The organism is Amycolatopsis benzoatilytica AK 16/65 (genome assembly GCF_000383915.1).
Classification (GTDB): Bacteria; Actinomycetota; Actinomycetes; order Mycobacteriales; family Pseudonocardiaceae; genus Amycolatopsis; species Amycolatopsis benzoatilytica.
The window spans coordinates 6188786-6204152 of sequence record NZ_KB912942.1; the positions used below are offsets into that span (position 1 = coordinate 6188786).

General features: G+C 69.3%; 16 protein-coding genes and 3 tRNA genes. 3 read left to right on the forward strand and 16 right to left on the reverse strand.

Going from position 1 to position 15367, the window contains the following annotated elements; all coding sequences use genetic code 11:
• Window position 1: 1 nt before the first annotated feature.
• The 4 genes from AMYBE_RS0128605 to rplJ all read right to left on the reverse strand — a co-directional run bounded on the left by AMYBE_RS0128605 (window position 2) and on the right by rplJ (window position 3437).
• The gene (locus tag AMYBE_RS0128605; RefSeq protein ID WP_051125009.1) at window positions 2–754 is read right to left on the reverse strand and encodes an MlaE family ABC transporter permease; all 753 of its coding nucleotides are present in this window, start codon (window positions 752–754) and stop codon (window positions 2–4) included.
• 32 nt (window positions 755–786) lie between these two features.
• Window positions 787–1965, reverse strand: a complete 1179-nt coding sequence (locus AMYBE_RS0128610) for an ABC transporter ATP-binding protein (RefSeq protein ID WP_020662829.1) — start codon at window positions 1963–1965, stop codon at window positions 787–789.
• 482 nt (window positions 1966–2447) lie between these two features.
• Entirely contained in the window at window positions 2448–2834 is a 387-nt protein-coding gene (rplL, locus tag AMYBE_RS0128615; RefSeq protein WP_020662830.1) for a 50S ribosomal protein L7/L12, read from the reverse strand.
• Window positions 2835–2882: 48 nt separating this feature from the next.
• Window positions 2883–3437, reverse strand: a complete 555-nt coding sequence (gene rplJ / locus AMYBE_RS0128620; RefSeq protein ID WP_020662831.1) for a 50S ribosomal protein L10 — start codon at window positions 3435–3437, stop codon at window positions 2883–2885.
• 317 nt (window positions 3438–3754) lie between these two features.
• Here rplJ and AMYBE_RS0128625 point away from each other — a divergent pair, with 317 nt between their 5' ends.
• Window positions 3755–4786 (forward strand): hypothetical protein, encoded by a 1032-nt coding sequence (locus AMYBE_RS0128625; RefSeq protein ID WP_034287337.1) that lies wholly within the window; start codon window positions 3755–3757, stop codon window positions 4784–4786.
• 2 nt (window positions 4787–4788) lie between these two features.
• On the opposite strand, the gene AMYBE_RS0128630 is transcribed toward AMYBE_RS0128625, so the two are convergent.
• The 6 genes from AMYBE_RS0128630 to AMYBE_RS0128655 form a co-directional block, all read right to left on the reverse strand.
• Window positions 4789–5598 carry an alpha/beta fold hydrolase gene (locus tag AMYBE_RS0128630; RefSeq protein ID WP_020662834.1) on the reverse strand — a complete coding sequence of 270 codons (810 nt, stop codon included), beginning with the start codon at window positions 5596–5598 and terminating at the stop codon, window positions 4789–4791.
• Between the two features lie 75 nt (window positions 5599–5673).
• Window positions 5674–6393, reverse strand: a complete 720-nt coding sequence (rplA, locus tag AMYBE_RS0128635; RefSeq protein WP_020662835.1) for a 50S ribosomal protein L1 — start codon at window positions 6391–6393, stop codon at window positions 5674–5676.
• 122 nt (window positions 6394–6515) lie between these two features.
• Window positions 6516–6947, reverse strand: a complete 432-nt coding sequence (rplK, locus tag AMYBE_RS0128640; RefSeq protein ID WP_020662836.1) for a 50S ribosomal protein L11 — start codon at window positions 6945–6947, stop codon at window positions 6516–6518.
• A gap of 81 nt (window positions 6948–7028) precedes the next feature.
• Entirely contained in the window at window positions 7029–7916 is an 888-nt protein-coding gene (nusG, locus tag AMYBE_RS0128645; RefSeq protein ID WP_020662837.1) for a transcription termination/antitermination protein NusG, read from the reverse strand.
• Window positions 7917–7990: 74 nt separating this feature from the next.
• Entirely contained in the window at window positions 7991–8425 is a 435-nt protein-coding gene (gene secE, locus AMYBE_RS0128650) for a preprotein translocase subunit SecE (protein ID WP_020662838.1), read from the reverse strand.
• Window positions 8426–8457: 32 nt separating this feature from the next.
• A tRNA-Trp gene (locus tag AMYBE_RS0128655) sits at window positions 8458–8530 on the reverse strand.
• A 422-nt stretch (window positions 8531–8952) separates the two neighbouring features.
• On the opposite strand from AMYBE_RS0128655, the gene AMYBE_RS0128660 reads away from it, so the two are divergent.
• The gene (locus AMYBE_RS0128660; protein WP_020662839.1) at window positions 8953–9849 is read left to right on the forward strand and encodes a TIGR03619 family F420-dependent LLM class oxidoreductase; all 897 of its coding nucleotides are present in this window, start codon (window positions 8953–8955) and stop codon (window positions 9847–9849) included.
• Window positions 9850–9991: 142 nt separating this feature from the next.
• On the opposite strand, the gene AMYBE_RS0128665 is transcribed toward AMYBE_RS0128660, so the two are convergent.
• The 6 genes from AMYBE_RS0128665 to AMYBE_RS0128690 form a co-directional block, all read right to left on the reverse strand.
• The gene (locus tag AMYBE_RS0128665) at window positions 9992–10390 is read right to left on the reverse strand and encodes a MaoC family dehydratase (RefSeq protein WP_020662840.1); all 399 of its coding nucleotides are present in this window, start codon (window positions 10388–10390) and stop codon (window positions 9992–9994) included.
• Window positions 10387–10836 carry a MaoC family dehydratase N-terminal domain-containing protein gene (locus AMYBE_RS0128670; protein WP_027928116.1) on the reverse strand — a complete coding sequence of 150 codons (450 nt, stop codon included), beginning with the start codon at window positions 10834–10836 and terminating at the stop codon, window positions 10387–10389. The genes AMYBE_RS0128665 and AMYBE_RS0128670 overlap by 4 nt, the downstream gene beginning before the upstream one ends.
• A gap of 129 nt (window positions 10837–10965) precedes the next feature.
• Window positions 10966–11130 (reverse strand): 50S ribosomal protein L33, encoded by a 165-nt coding sequence (rpmG, locus tag AMYBE_RS0128675; protein WP_005152047.1) that lies wholly within the window; start codon window positions 11128–11130, stop codon window positions 10966–10968.
• Window positions 11131–11179: 49 nt separating this feature from the next.
• Window positions 11180–11252, reverse strand: a tRNA-Met gene (locus tag AMYBE_RS0128680).
• Between the two features lie 153 nt (window positions 11253–11405).
• A tRNA-Thr gene (locus AMYBE_RS0128685) sits at window positions 11406–11478 on the reverse strand.
• A gap of 80 nt (window positions 11479–11558) precedes the next feature.
• Window positions 11559–14180: a putative bifunctional diguanylate cyclase/phosphodiesterase gene (locus AMYBE_RS0128690; protein WP_020662842.1), complete on the reverse strand. Its 2622-nt coding sequence runs from the start codon at window positions 14178–14180 to the stop codon at window positions 11559–11561.
• A 238-nt stretch (window positions 14181–14418) separates the two neighbouring features.
• On the opposite strand from AMYBE_RS0128690, the gene AMYBE_RS0128695 reads away from it, so the two are divergent.
• On the forward strand, window positions 14419–15360 hold the full coding sequence (locus tag AMYBE_RS0128695; RefSeq protein ID WP_027928117.1) for a GNAT family N-acetyltransferase: 942 nt from the start codon (window positions 14419–14421) through the stop codon (window positions 15358–15360).
• Window positions 15361–15367 lie beyond the last annotated feature (7 nt).

Genomic DNA, 15367 nt, shown 5'->3' on the forward strand with positions numbered 1-15367 from the left:
GTCAGTCCAGCTTTCCGGGCACGATCTGCAGGTAGATCAGCGTGATCACGAAGTTCACCACGAACAGCAGCAGGAACGTGATGACCACCGACTGGTTCACCGCGTCGCCCACGCCCTTCGGGCCGCCGCTCGGGTGCAGGCCCCGGTAGGCCGCCACGACCGCGGCGATGAAGCCGAAGATCAGCGCCTTGATCTCGCCGACCCACAGGTCGGGCAGCTGGGCCAGCGCCGAGAAGCTGGAGAGGTACGCACCGGGGGTGCCGCCCTGGAGCACGACGTTGAAGAAGTAGCCGCCGAGCACGCCGATGACGCTGACCATGCCGTTGAGCAGGAGCGCGACGAGCATCATGGCGAGCGTGCGGGGCACGATCAGGCGCTGGACCGCGGAGACGCCCAGCACCTCCATCGCGTCGATCTCCTCGCGGATGGTCCGCGCACCGATGTCAGCACAGACCGCGCTGCCACCGGCACCGGCCACCAGCAGCGCGGTGACCAGCGGGCTGGCCTGCTGCACGGTCGCCAGCACCGAACCGGCACCGGTGTAGGACTGTGCGCCGAGCTGGCGGGCCAGCGCGCCGAACTGGAGCGAGATGACCGCGCCGAACGGAATGGCGACCAGCGCGGTCGGCAGGATCGTCACGCTCGCGACGAACCACGCCTGCTGGATGAACTCGCGGAACTGGAACGGACGCTGGAAGACCCCGCGGACGATGTCGAGGCCGAGCGCGAACAGGTTCCCGGTCTCCCGCAGCATTCCGTAGCCGGGGATCTTGGCCGAGGTAGTGCTCACGCGCCACCCTGCCCGTGCCGTGGCGGTCGGTTCTCCGCGCCGGGGATGCGCGCGACCTGGTCGGCGGGCAGCTGTCCCTGGTGCTGGGTCGGCACCGGGCCGGGCGCGCTGACCGGCGGCAGCTGCTGGGTGTCCTCCGGGCCGGTCCGGTGGTGGAACGCGCCGGGGTTGGGCCGCACGTTGTAGTAGTGCTGCTGCTCGGGCGTCAGGGACTCGATGATCCCTTCCTGCGCGTTCGGCGGCAGCGTGTGCAGGATCCGCATGACCCGGTCCATCCGCCGCTTCGCGCCTGCCCGCTCCGGAACGCCCGGGCTGACCTGCATCTGCGGCACGACGCCGCGCACGTCCTCGTTGAGCACGTCGCCGTAGCCGGCTTCGGCCTCGGCCTGCTCGCGGGCCATCTGGGCGCTGTCCTTCTCCTCGGACATGCCGATCGGGCCGAGCTTGCGGCCGTTGAGGAACTGCTCGACCACCGGTTCTTCGCTGGTCAACAGCACCTCGCGGGGGCCGAACATGACGAGTTCCTTGCGGAACAGCATGCCGAGGTTGTCCGGCACCGTGCGGGCGAGGTTGATGTTGTGCGACACGATCAGGAAGGTCGCGTCGATCTGGGCGTTGACGTCCAGGAAGAGCTGCGAGATGTAGGTGGTGCGGACCGGGTCGAGACCCGAGTCCGGCTCGTCGACCAGGATGATCTCCGGGTCCAGCACCAGTGCGCGGGCGAGGCCGGCGCGCTTGCGCATACCGCCGGAGATCTCGCCGGGCAGCTTCTTGTCCGCGCCGGCCAGACCGGTGATCTCGAGCTTCTCGAGCACGATCCGGCGGATCTCGGTCTCCGACTTCTTCGTGTGCTCCCGCAGCGGGAAAGCCACGTTGTCGAAGAGGTTCATCGAGCCGAACAGCGCGCCGTCCTGGAACAGCACGCCGAACAGCTTCCGGATCTCGTACAGCTTGTGCTCGGAGCAGGTCACGATGTCCACGCCGTTGATGACGCAGCGACCACGGTCCGGCTTGAGCAGGCCGATCATCGACTTCAGGAACACGGACTTGCCGGTTCCGGACGGTCCGAGCATCGCCGAGACCTCGCCCGGAGGCAAGGTCAGCGTCACGTCCCGCCAGATGGTCTGCTTGCCGAAGGACTTCGTGAGACCTTCGATGACCACCTCGGCACCCATCGCACCTCCAGGAGCTGTTCCGCGTCGTCGCGCACCGCCGCCTCGCGCAGCCGGGCAGCGGCGGAGCTCGCGCGGCGAACTCCGCTTCAACCAGGTGCAACGAGCTGAGCGCGAACAGGTTACTCACCAGTTTTGTTTCCTGGCCAGTCCCTCGTCCGCGCCGCCAGCGGGGCGAATCCGCCCGCGGCGACCGCTGGCAGCACGGTAGTGCACGTCACTTGCGCCCGCAGAGCCAGCCGGTCTCGGTACCGTCACACGGACGGGTTAACCGGCGGAAACCGTCCGAAATCGGATGCCGCCGAGGTCTTCGCGGACAGCCAGGCCGTTCGCCCGAACGATGAGTTCACCCGACCAGGTGGCCGACAGAGCGTTGCCAGAACGTTGTCCGGGACCGTGCCGGGGGACAAAGAAAGGGGCGGGCATCCGGATCCGGATGCCCGCCCCTCCCGAGGTGGTACAGCAAGGCGCTTGCGCGCCCGAGATCACTTGATGGCGATCTTGGCGCCCGCGGCCTCGAGCTTCTCCTTGGCGGCCTCGGCGGCCTCCTTGTCGACCTTCTCCAGGAGAGCCTTGGGAGCGGCCTCGACCAGCTCCTTGGCCTCCTTCAGGCCCAGACCGGAGACGACCTCGCGGACGACCTTGATGACCTGGATCTTCTTGTCGCCAGCCGACTCGAGAACGACGTCGAACTCGTCCTGCTCCGCAGCGGCCTCGGCGGGCGCGGCGCCCGGGGCAGCGGCGACGACCGCGGCCGGGGCGGCGGCGGTGACGTCGAAGACCTCTTCGAACTCCTTCACGAACTCGGACAGCTCGAGGAGGGTGAGCTCCTTGAAGGCGTCGATCAGCTCGGCGGTGCTCAGCTTCGCCATGATGGCTTCCTCTCAGAAAAACGAACTAGACGTTCGGGGTGGGGTGGTTCAGCTCTCGGCGGGTGCTTCGGCTGCTTCGGTACCGGTGGCGTTGCGCTGCTTCTCCTCCAGCGCGGCAGCCAGGCGGGCAACCTGGGACGCCGGCGCCTGGAACAGCGCAGCGGCCTGGGAAAGCTTCGCCTTGAACGCGCCCGCTGCCTTGGCGAGCAGCACCTCGCGGCTGTCGAGATCGGCGATCTTGGTGATCTCGTCCACGGACAGCGTCTTGCCGTCCATGTAGCCGCCCTTGATGACGAGCGCGTTGTTTTCCTTCGCGAAGTCGCGAAGCGCCTTCGCGGCGTCGACCGGCTCACCCTCGACGAAGGCGATCGCGGTCGGGCCGACGAACAGGTCCTCGACGCCTTCGAAACCGGCGTCCGCGGCGGCGCGCTTGACGAGGGTGTTCTTCGCGACCCGGTACTTGGCACTGGTGCCGAGAGCGCGGCGCAGCTGGGACAGCTGAGTCACGGAGAGGCCGGTGTACTGGGTAACGACTGTGGCCGAGCTGTTGCGGAAGCTCTCCGCGATCTCGGCGACGGCCGCCACCTTGTCGGGCTTCGCCATGGTCGCCTCCTCTCTTGGCTAGTGTCACCACTGGCTTCTGCGGAGGCGCCCCGAAACGACAAAACGCCCACGCGCAGCAAGACGCGGGGCGTTGACCAGCCAATACAGGCTGGGTAGGGCCTCGTTCCTCCTGCGCGGGCCGTCCGCCGTGATGCGGACCTTCGCTCCCCGGTGTATCGGAGAGAACCAGCGGTCTTTGGTAGAACCGTCGACCACTATACGGGGCGCCTGTCGACGGCTCGGCGGGCGCCCCCCGCTGAGCTGGGATTACCGGGGGGCGCTCGGGAAAACCGGGGGGAACGGGCATCATTGGTGACGTGGCGGAACAGCGCGATCACGGTCAGCCGGAAGAGAACCCCGCTCCCGGTTCGGGGGCGAACCTGCCGGGGCCACCGCAGTTGCCGCAGCCGGGCAGCACTGCTGCGCCGGCTCCGCTTCCGCGGCAGGGAGGTGCCGAGCCGCTGCCTCAGCCGTCCGCCCCGAATCTTCCGCAGCCCGCCGGGAACGGCTCCGCCGAACCGGCACCGCAGCTAGACCCCGATCAGCTGCGGCAGTTCCAGGAGTTCCAGCGGTTCCAGGAATACCTCCGGTTTTCCCAAGCCCAGCAAGGCATGGAACCAGCTCCGCAGCCGGACGCCGGCCTGGTCCCGGCAGGCAATCGGCAGCCCGCACCCCTTGCTGGCGGCGCGCAACCGCCCGCACCGCCGAATCAGCCGGGTGCGCTCGCGCCGTACGAGGAGCCGCCGCGAAACCGTCGGCCGGTGCCGCAGTGGGTCAAGCGGCTGGGCGGGAAGATCCTGGGCTGGGTGGTCGTCCTGATCATTCTCGGCATCGCGATCAACTGGGGCTATCACCAGATCTTTCCCAGCGACGACGGAAAAACCACCCAGCAGGTCGCGGCCGAAGGCGGCGGGACCTACCACACCAACTCGCTGCTGACCACGGCCTCGCCGTTCGAATCGGTCCGCTCCGTCTACGACGGCATCGCGCAGAACGGCCAGGGCAAGACCAGCATGGTCCAGTACGTGTGCGGCCTGTTCGACCAGGCCACGCAGCAGAAATTCGCGACCGACGTCGGTGCGCGCGACTGTGCCGCGGCGGTCGACGAGCTACACCGGAAGGTCGAGCCGGGCGGGGTGAACTCCTACGCGGAGTCGATCTCGAAGCGGTCCGGGTGGGGACCGGGCGATTCGGTGGTCATCCGGTCGTGCGACTTCGCGATCAGTGGCGGCCCCGCACTCGGCGACTTCACGGTCAGCCAGGTCAGCAAGGGCCAGTGGCTGATCACCGGGCACACCCCCGGGCCGGAGAAGTGCGGCCCGCCCACCGCGACCTCCACCCCAGGCTGATCTCAGGCCGGCGAGCTGAGCCTAAACCGGCTTTCCCCGGTGTCCGAGTAGGCGAAGAAGCTCACCAGCGCCGCCGCGAAGGCGGAATGGGCGACTGCTTCCATGTGGTTTCCGGGCACCCGCACCAGCCGCGCGCCCGCGATTCCGGCGGCGAGCCGTTCCGGCTGGGTCGCCAGTTCGTCCGATTCTCCGGCCAGGATCAGCGTGGCCGCGGTCAGGTTGCTCAGCTTCATCGGGCCGTGCGGCGTCGCGCGCAGGACCGCGGCCAGCGCCTCGACGTCCGCGCCGGCCCGGCGGGCCAGGCGGCGGAACGGGCGGGCTGCCGGAGGGACGTCGGCTCGATTCTCGGCCAGCAGGCCCTCGGCGATCTGGCTGCGGTCTACCACCCGGGTGTCCACGCCGCCGAAGTCGACGATGCCGGAGCCGACTCCGCCGACGGCCAGGCAGCGCACTCGACGGTCGGTGGTGGCCACCAGCAGCGACACGATCGCGCCCATCGAGTAGCCGGCCAGGCAGATCTCGTCCAGGTCCAGCTCGTCGAACAGCGCGACGAGGTCGGCGGCCATCACGTCTTCGCCGTACGCGGACGGATCGTGCGGCTTCTCCGACGCGCCGTGTCCGCGGGCGTCCAGGGCGATCACCGTGAAACCAGCGTCCACCAGTGCGTCCACCACGCCCGGGTTCACCCAGTTCACCAGCGTGTCCGCGGCGAGGCCATGGTGCAGGACGACCGGGCGCCGGTGCCGTCCGTCGCCCTCCCACACCGTGTAGCTCAGCTGGAGCCCGTCGGGGGCGGTGAACGTCGTTGGCATGCCTCCATCAGACACGAGAAAAGGGTGGCCACGCGCGTTGCGTGACCACCCTTTCGCGTGATGTGCGACTCAGCGTCAGACCGCGCTGTCCTCGGCGAGGAGGTTGCGGGTGCGCGCCGGGTCGACCGGGATGCCCGGGCCCATCGTGGTGGTGAAGGTGATCTTCTTGACGTAGCGGCCCTTGGCCGACGACGGCTTGGCGCGCAGGATCTCGTCCAGCGCGGCCGCGTAGTTCTCCACCAGCTTCTCGGTGTCGAACGACGCCTTGCCGATCACCAGGTGCAGGTTGGCCTGCTTGTCGACGCGGAAGTTGATCTTGCCGCCCTTGATGTCCTTCACGGCCTTCTCGACCGCGGGGGTCACCGTGCCGGTCTTCGGGTTCGGCATGAGGCCGCGCGGGCCGAGGATGCGGGCGATACGGCCCACCTTGGCCATCTGGTCCGGCGTCGCGATCGCGGCGTCGAAGTCGAGCCAGCCACCCTGGATGCGCTCGATCAGTTCGTCGGTGCCGACCGCGTCCGCGCCGGCGGCTTCGGCCTCGGCGGCCTTGTCGCCGACGGCGAAGACGATGACGCGAGCGGTCTTACCGGTGCCGTGCGGCAGGTTCACGGTGCCGCGGACCATCTGGTCGGCCTTGCGCGGGTCCACCCCGAGACGCATCGCGACCTCGACGGTCGCGTCCATCTTCGTCTTCGAGGTTTCCTTCGCCAGCTTCGCGGCCTCGAGCGGCGCGTAGAGCCGCGCCTTGTCGATCAGCTCGCTGGCCTGGCGGTAGGCCTTGCTGTGCTTGGTCATGCTTCTGTCCTTAAGTCAAATGGATCAGTAGTGGTGCGAGCCAGCACGGGCTCTCCCACTCGTGCTTGAGTGCCGAGACTTCGTCGCGGCGACGAGATCGCGGTGAAGCGAGCTCGCGCGTTTCACTCGACCGTGATGCCCATGCTGCGAGCCGTGCCGGCGATGATCTTCGCGGCCTGGTCGATGTCGTGCGCGTTGAGGTCGGTCTCCTTGGTCTTCGCGATCTCGCGGACCTGGTCCCAGGTGACCTTGGCGACCTTGGTCTTGTGCGGCTCGCCGGAGCCCTTCTCCACGCCCGCGGCCTTGAGCAGCAGCCTGGCGGCCGGCGGCGTCTTCAGCTTGAAGTCGAACGACCGGTCTTCGTAGACGGAGATCTCGACCGGGACGACGTCCCCGCGCTGCGACTCGGTCGCGGCGTTGTAGGCCTTGCAGAACTCCATGATGTTGACGCCGTGCTGACCCAGCGCCGGGCCGACCGGCGGCGCGGGGTTGGCCGCACCCGCCTTGATCTGCAGCTTGATGATCGCCGCAAGCTTCTTCTTCTTGGGTGGCATTACCTTGTGTCCTTCTAACTGACGTGAGTCCCCCGCACACCTGCCAGTACGCGGGGACTGCCGACCGGGATGGCCCGGCCGTCAGATCTTGGAGACCTGGCTGAACGAGAGCTCGACCGGGGTTTCCCGGCCGAAGATCGACACCAGGACCTTCAGCTTCTGCCCGTCGACGTTGACCTCGGAGATCGTGGCGGGCAGCGTGGCGAACGGGCCGTCCATGACGGTGACCGACTCGCCGACCTCGAAATCGACCTCGACCGCGGGCGCGCCGGACCTGGTGGCCGCTGCGGACTCGCCGCCCTTCGCGGTCTTGGCCGGGGCTTCCTTCTCGACCTGCGGGGCGAGGAACTTCAGCACCTCGTCCACGGTCAGCGGCGACGGCCGCGAGGTGGCTCCGACGAACCCGGTGACGCCCGGGGTGTTGCGGACCGCGCTCCACGACTGGTCGTTGAGGTCCATCCGGACCAGGATGTAGCCGGGCAGCACCTTGCGCTGCACCTGCTTGCGCTGGCCGTTCTTGATCTCGGTGACCTCTTCGGTCGGGACCTCGATCTGGAAGATGTAGTCCTCGACGTCCAGAGTCTGGGTACGGGTTTCGAGGTTGGTCTTGACCTTGTTCTCGTACCCGGCGTAGGAGTGCACGACGTACCACTCGCCCGGCGCGGCCATGAGCTCGGCGCGCAGTGCGGCGACCGGGTCGTCGGCTTCGGCGGCGGGCTCGGTCGCGTCGGCTTCGGCGTCGGTCGCCTCGGCTTCGGCGGCGGGCTCGTCCGAGCCGTCCTCGTCCGAAGCGGCGTCCTCGTCGGCGGAGCCGGTGTCCGAAGCTTCCTCGGCGGCGTCGACCTCGTCCTCGGCGACGGGCACCTCGACGGTCTCGGCGGTTTCCTCGTCGCCGAGTGCCGCCTGCACCTGCTCGTCGGAAAGCTCGGTCAGGTCGCGACCGGCTTCGGTGCCGTTGTCGGAGGTCACGTTCCGTCCTCTCAGTTGATCGCTTGCCGGGCCGGACCGGGGCCCGGCCAGCGCGGTGGCGCGCCCGTCGGGCGTCAGCCGAAGACCAGCCCGATCAGCTCTTTGAAGCCGAGGTCGAGGCCGCTCACGAGGGCCACCATGAACACCACGAACACCATCACGACCGCGGTGTAGGTGACCATCTGCTTGCGGTTGGGCCAGATGACCTTGCGCAGTTCGGCCCAGACCTCGCGGATGAACCGCGTGAACCGGGCGAAGAGCGAAGCCTTCTTCGCCTTCCGGTCTCGCTTGGGGGTCGGCGCGCCCTTGGCGTCGGCGGGCTTCGCGACCTTGTCGCCCGCCTTGCCGGACGGACGGGTCGAACCCGGCCGTGCTTCGGACTTGCCTGCCGGCCGGGCGGAAGCGCGGCGTTCGCGCCGAGCCGCGGCGGACACCGGGCGGGACTCGACTCCGGGCTGCTTGCCCGAATCGCCCTGCTCGTGCTCGCCGCTGGCGTCGCTGTCGCTCACGACCACTCCTCCGCTCCACCAGTTCCCGTACGCAGGGGTGACAGGACTTGAACCTGCAACCTGCGGTTTTGGAGACCGCTGCTCTGCCAATTGAGCTACACCCCTGTGGAACCTGGTCTCCCAGGCTCCGGCGGACGCATTCCATCGTCCCCACCATCCGGCGGGGATGACCGTAGTGCGTTCCGAGTTCCGAAGTCTACGGCAAGCCGGATCGAGGCCCGCAACCGCGCCCCCTTGATAGCCCCGCGCGGCCGTCGGGACAGCTGTCCCGTTCGCCGCCGCACCGGTCGGCCGGTCCGGCGGCGAAGATCACCCGATCGTGCCAATATGGGCACCGTGCTCCGCAATCCGATTAATCGTAAACGGCTGGGCTGCTCGAGTCGCAGCCACCCCGGGTCGAACGGGATGCGTTGTGCGCCAAGAGGAACGCGCCCAAGCGCCGCCGTTTTCCCCGATACGGCACCGAGCCGGCCGCGCCCGCTGATGATCTTCGTTGCCCGGCAAGCGAAATTGATCAAGGAGACCTGGTGACCGCATTCCGCCTCGGACTCGCACTGCCGCAGTACGGCCCGCTCGCCGACCCCACCGCCATCGCCGGGTTCGCGGCCGCCGCGGAGGGCATCGGCTTCGCCTCGCTGTGGGTCGGCGACCGGGTGCTGACCCCGGTCGACCCGCAGACCCGCTATCCCTCGGGAACACCCGAACGGCCGTATCCGCCGGAGTTCGTCCGCTTCGTCGATCCGTTCGTCGCGCTCGCCCTCGCGGCCGGTGCGACCGAGACCGCGCGGCTCGGGTCGAGCACGCTCAGCGGCCCGGTCTACTCGCCGGTGCTGCTGGCCCGCTCGCTCACGTCGCTGGACCTGCTCTCCGGCGGCCGGCTGGATGTCGGGCTCGGGCTCAGCTGGCTGCGCGACGAGTACACCGCGCTCGGCGTGCCCTGGGAGGGCCGCGGCGGCCGGCTGACCGAGCTGGTCGAGGTCCTGCGGACGCTGTGGGCCGAGGACCCGGCGGGACATCGCAGCGACCGCTGGGACATCCCGGACCTGCTGGTCGGCCTCCGTCCGGCGCAGCGGCCCGGTCCCCCGGTGCTGCTCGGCGGATTCTCCGACGCGGCGCTGCGCCGGGTCGGCCGGATCGGCGACGGCTGGCTGCCGGCCGGGCTCCCGGCCCCGATGCTGCGTGCGAAGTGGGCGGTGGCGGTCGAGGCCGCGGAGAAGGCCGGACGCGACCCGGGCACCCTGCGCCGCGCTCTGCGGATCAACCCGCAGCCCGGCACGGCGACCGTCGAACAGGTCGCCGCCCAGCTCAAGGCCGCCGAAGCGGACGGGATCACCGAGGCGTTCGTCGACCTGCACTACGTGGCCGAAACCGTGCCGCACGCACTGGATCTGGCCAGCGAACTGCACGCCGCAGTATTCGGCTAACCCGGGACGCGAACGGCGGCCCAGTCTCGTGTCCGCGGTCCGTGAAGGGCCCCTTGAGGGAAGCTAAGTCCCTCAAGGGGCCCTTCACGGACGAACGGGGCGGGGTTGGCGGCCGAGGGGCGCGCGCCGCTGGGTCAGTGCGTCAGGGGCGGACGAGTGCCTGCGGCTTGCCCAGCACCGTCTTGCCTTCGAACTTCACGGTCAGGTCGATCCGGGCGAGACCGTCGTCGGTCCGCGCGCCGACCTTGCCGGTCACCTCGATCAGGGCGCCCTCGTCGGTGTCCGGCACGGTGACCGGCCGGGTGAACCGGGCGCTGAAGTCGACGAGCCGGCCCGGGTCGCCGAGCCAGTCGGTGACGATCCGGCCGGACAGCGCCATGGTGAGCATCCCGTGCGCGATCACGTCCGGCAGGCCGACCTCGGTCGCGAACCGCTCGTTCCAGTGGATCGGGTTGAAGTCGAGCGAGGCGCCCGCGTAGCGGACCAGCTGCGCGCGGGTGATGCGAAGCTCCAGCGGGGGCAGTTCGTCGCCGATGTTCACGCGTCCTCCCCCCGCACCACGAGCTGCGCCCGGGTGCTGCACACGAGATTGCCGTCGGCGTCGGTGATCTCCGCCTGCAGATCGATGAAATCGTTGCCGGCCCTGGCCATGATCGAGTCGATCCGGGCGGAGATCTCCAGCTCGTCCCCCGCGTGTACCGGGCGTTCGTAGCGGAAGCCCTGGCTGCCGTGGACCATCCGGGAGTAGTCGAGCCCCAGGGCGGGGTCGGCGACGATGCCGTTGATCTTCGGCAGGTTGATCAGGGTCACGAAGGTGGGCGGCGCGAGCACGTCCGGGTGGCCGGCCGCACGGGCCGCCGCCGGGTCCCGGTAGATCGGATTCGGGTCGTCGATCGCGTCGGCGAACTCGCGGATCTTCTCCCGGCTCACGTAGTACTTGCTGTCCGACGGGTATTCCCGCCCGGTGAACGACTGGTCCAAAGGCACTTGCCGAGGCTAGCCGAACGCGACCGTCTCGCCGCGTCCCGGCCGAGCCGAGAGTGACCTGGCTCAAACAGCGAAAAGCCGCCCCGGCGAAGGCCGGGACGGCTTTTGGCGAAGCTGGAAGACCGCGGGTCAGCGGGTCTCTTTGTGAGTCCGGTGCGTACCGCAGTTCGGGCAGAACTTCTTCATCTCCAGGCGATCCGGGTTGTTGCGCCGGTTCTTCTTGGTGATGTAGTTGCGGTGCTTGCACTCTTCGCACGCCAGCGTGATCTTGGGTCGCACGTCGGTGGCAGCCACAGCGTTTCCTTCTCTCTCAGATCCGGGGGCCAGCCCCGTCGTTACCGCGTAGCGGTGGCCGGACTTGAACCGGCGACACAGCGATTATGAGCCGCTTGCTCTGCCAACTGAGCTACACCGCCCTTGCCAACGTCCAACCCCAACCCGCCAAGAACATCCGGTGGTCCAGGGGAGCGAAGCCCCTCCTGGCGGGGGTCTGGGGGTCCGACCCCCAGATGGACGCCGCGAAGCGAGCCAGGCCTGCGAATTTCGCAGGCATAGCTCGCGGACTCGCGAGCCCCTTTACGGAATCGAACCGTAGACCTTCTCCTTACCATGGAGACGCTCTGCCGACTGAGCTAAAGGGGCCTTGCCTCTCGCGAGGACTTGGAAAGATTAGCAACCCGGTCGGAGTACCCGTGCAACCGGGGTGGGTTAACGGCAAAACCTCAGGTCAGCAGGGTCAGCACGGTCTCTGAGTGCCGTCCTGGCGAGCGGGCTGTGCGGGCCTGCAGCCACGCCTCCAGCCGGTCCTCCGGCAGCGGACGGGAGATCAGATAGCCCTGCGCCACGTCACAGCCCATCGCTTCGAGCTGATCGCGGGCCACGTCTTCCTCGACGCCTTCAGCGACAACGGTGAGGCCTAGCGAATGCCCCAGCTCGACGATCGAGCGGACCACCGCGAGGTCGCCGAGATCGGTGCCCATGCCGAGAACGAAGCTCTTGTCAATCTTGACCTGGTCCACCGGCAGCTGGCGCAGGTAGGCCAGCGACGAGTAGCCGGTGCCGAAGTCGTCCACCGCCAGCACGATGCCCAGCGAATGCAGCTCGCGCAGGATCGGCAGGGCCTTCTGCGGATCGGACATCACGCCGGACTCGGTGAGCTCGAAGGTGAGCAGCTCCGGCGGTACGCCGAAGCGCTCCAGTTCGCGCTGGACCTTCGCCGGGAAGTCCTCGTCGGCCAGGTTCCGCACGGACAGGTTCACCGCCGCGGAGATGCGCAGGCCCTCGTCCAGCCACTTGCGGACTCGTTTGAGGGACTCTTCCAGCACGAACGACGTCAGGACGCCGATCAGGCCGGCCGCCTCGATCGCGGGCACGAACTCGTCCGGGCCGAGCCGGCCGAACTCCGGGTGCACCCAGCGCACCAGCGCCTCGACGCCCTGCACCTGCCGGTTCGGCAGGGTCACCTTCGGCTGGTAGTGCACCGAGACGTGGCCGTCCTCCAGCGACTGCCGGAACTGGGTGACCATCTGGAACCGGCGCAGGAAGATCTGGCCCATGCTCGGCACGTAGCCGCGTACTTCCTCGCCGCCGCGGGTGGCGCGGACGGCGACGTCGGCGCGCTGCAGGAGGCCGTCGACGTCGACCTCGCCGGAGTCGTCCACGGAGCTGGCGTAGCCGATCATCGCGTTGGCTTCGACCGAAAGCCGGTCCACCGGGTACGGCTCGGACAGCTGCACCCGCAGCCGCTCGGCGACCTGGTGCGCGTTTTCGACGGTGCAGTCCATCAGCAGGGCGGCGAAGGACGCGCCTTCAAGCCGGGCCAGCGGGACGTCCGAGCCGAGCGCGTCGCGGATGCGGCTGCCGGCCGCGATCACCATCCGGTCCGCCCACGAGTAGCCGAGCGCGTCGCTGACCGTGGAGAAGACGTCGAGGTCGATCCGCAGCACCACGACTTCCGCCGGTTCGCGCAGCGGATCCCGCGCGACCTGCTGGAAGCCCGGCCGGTTCAGGTGCCCGGTGAGCGGGTCGTGGTAGGCGTCGTGGCGAAGGGTGGCGAGCAGCCGCCGGTTGTCCAGCGACGTCGCGAGGTGACTGGCCATCGTGCCGAGCAGTTGCACGTCGTACTTGCCGAAGCCGCGCCAGCGGGACAGCCGGTCGTGCGCCTCGACGACGCCGAGCAGCTGGTTAGCACTGCGCAGTGGCACCACGAGAGCTTCCTGCGCGGCGCGTTCCAGCAGCGCCGCGCGGACATCCGGGTTGGCTTCGGTGATCCGGAAATGCCGGACGTGCGCGCCGGGCAGGCGCAGCAGCGGGTCGTCGTTGGCCGGGTCCGGGGCAGGCAGCGGGTCACCGGCGACCACGACGCGCATCGGGTCGTCCGCTTCGAGCCGCAGCCGCAGCACGACGCGACCGGCCGCGAGCTGGTCCTTGATCCGTTCCGCGATGGTGGCCCATTCGCGCACGTCGACGCCGTCGACCAGCTCCTCGGCGCGGCTCGCCGGGCGGGCAGCGGCCTGCTGGCCGGAGCGCGCCACCATCAGGCTGACGTCGGACAGCGCCTCCATGTCCCGCTGCTCGCGCAGCAGGTCGGAGTACGCCCAGTACAGCGCGGTCAGCCCGAGGAACACCGCCAGCACCAGCGGCCATGCCTCCGGGGTGCTGGAGATGACCAGGTAGCCGGTGAGGCCGACCGAAGCGTTGACGAAGCCGACGACGAGGATGCGGCCAGTGAGGCGGATCGCGGTGCTCACGCGCATCCGGCGGCGCAGCACGCGTACGGCGGCCAGCGCCAGCAGCGTGCTGACCAGCGGCGCGGTGAGCGTGCCGGCGAGCGCGGCGACCCAGGGCAGCTCCGGCCCGCTGCCGAGCGCTTTCTGCACCAGTCCGGCGACCGCGAACGCGCCGGTGATCTCGAGCAGGAACGCACCCGCGTTGTAAAGGACGCGACCAGCCACTTTGCGGGCCAGCAGCGTGCCGATCCCGGCCACCAGATGGGCGGCCAGCACCACTTCGAACGGGGCGACGAAGAAACCGATTACCAGCGGAATCTCGGTGAACGAGATGGTCCAGGAGATCCCGCTGCGCACGTCGACGTTGATGCCGAGCTGCTCGGCGAGCAGGAAGGCGACGGCGAGCACCAGGCCGATCCACCAGAGCTTCACCGAGCCGTGGAACGGCAGCCAGGCACCGACCGCGAAGGCGGCGAGGAGGCCGAGACCCAGCACGAAGAAGGTGTAGACGCGGAAGCGGCTTTCGTCCGTGCGGCCTTCGGCCGGGGCGGCGACAGCGCTCCCCGAGCCCATCGCTTCCGGTGCGGCACCGGCGTGGGCGTTGCTGTCCGGCATCCGACCTTCCTTCCCGGCTGCCCGGTCGCGCTCGTCCGTGACGTCAGGTGCGGGCGAGGGCGCCACCTTACCCCGTAGGGCGTACCAACGTCCCTTTCGAGACAGTAGGAGATCACCCCAGGGTTAACAATGGGCGTTCGACGCTGACCTGCGCGGACCAAGGAGTGAAACTCCTGGCTCGCCGGTCCGCCGGGTGTTCCGCGAGCTTCCCGAGTCCGCCTGGGACGACAATGGGGACATGCACAACGACGTGACAGCCACCGGCCATGCGGCGCGCATCGCCACCGTGGACGCTCTGCTACCCGCGCCCCTCCCCTTCCAGGTAGAAGGGGATTCCGTACTGCTGACCGCCGAGGTCGGCGACACCGCCGCCGCCGGGCTGGCCACCTGCACCGGCCTCGGCCCGGACAGCCCCCGCTCGATGTGGCGGGCACTGGTCGAGCACCGGCTGGAGGTGCAGCTGGCCGGACCCGATCCCGCCGCTGGCCTGGACGCTTTGCTCACTCGATGGGATGAACACCTGCGGTCCCTCGCCCAAGTGGGGGATACCGAGTGCTCCGCGGTGCTGTCGCGGCCCAGCCGGGACACCGCCGGGGCCACCGAACTGCTCCGGCACGGCTTCGCCCCGGTCGGCGTCATCGCGGTCCGCCCGGCGCAGCGGATGGCCGCCGGGCCGGACGCGACGCCCGGCGTCTGCATCCGGCACGCGACGCCCGAGGACCTGCACACCGCGGTCGCGCTGCAGCTGGAACTGCAGCGGTACGACGCGCAGTTCGGCCGGGTCACGCTCCGGCCGGGCGCCGAGGAACTGATCGCCAAGGAATTGCTGCACCATCTCGAACGGCCCGAGCCGCAGGTGTGGATCGCGGAGCTGTACGGGCAGCCGCTCGGCATGGTGGTGCTGCAGATGCCGGACGAGACGGGCTGGATCCGGCACCGGGTCGCCGCGTCGCGGGTCGGCTATCTGTCGTCGCTGGCGGTGTCCGAGGCGGCTCGTTCGGCCGGCGTCGGAACCGCGCTGGCCGCTCACGCGCACCAGGTTTTCGACGAGGCGGGCGCGGATGTCGTACTGCTGCACCACGCGATGGCGAACCCGCGATCGACGCCGTTCTGGTACGCGCAGGGCTACCGGCCGCTGTGGACCGGCTGGCAGCGTCGGCCCGCTGTGCGTTCTCGCTAGTCTGACG

Excerpts from the sequence above, each read along its gene's own strand:
- AMYBE_RS0128605 (WP_051125009.1), bottom strand. The coding sequence starts at position 754 with ATGCTGCGGGAGACCGGGAACCTGTTCGCGCTCGGCCTCGACATCGTC.
- AMYBE_RS0128610 (WP_020662829.1), bottom strand. The coding sequence starts at position 1,965 with ATGGGTGCCGAGGTGGTCATCGAAGGTCTCACGAAGTCCTTCGGCAAG.
- rplL (WP_020662830.1), bottom strand. The coding sequence starts at position 2,834 with ATGGCGAAGCTGAGCACCGCCGAGCTGATCGACGCCTTCAAGGAGCTC.
- rplJ (WP_020662831.1), bottom strand. The coding sequence starts at position 3,437 with ATGGCGAAGCCCGACAAGGTGGCGGCCGTCGCCGAGATCGCGGAGAGC.
- AMYBE_RS0128630 (WP_020662834.1), bottom strand. The coding sequence starts at position 5,598 with ATGCCAACGACGTTCACCGCCCCCGACGGGCTCCAGCTGAGCTACACG.
- rplA (WP_020662835.1), bottom strand. The coding sequence starts at position 6,393 with ATGACCAAGCACAGCAAGGCCTACCGCCAGGCCAGCGAGCTGATCGAC.
- rplK (WP_020662836.1), bottom strand. The coding sequence starts at position 6,947 with ATGCCACCCAAGAAGAAGAAGCTTGCGGCGATCATCAAGCTGCAGATC.
- AMYBE_RS0128690 (WP_020662842.1), bottom strand. The coding sequence starts at position 14,180 with ATGCCGGACAGCAACGCCCACGCCGGTGCCGCACCGGAAGCGATGGGC.
- AMYBE_RS0128695 (WP_027928117.1), top strand. The coding sequence starts at position 14,419 with ATGCACAACGACGTGACAGCCACCGGCCATGCGGCGCGCATCGCCACC.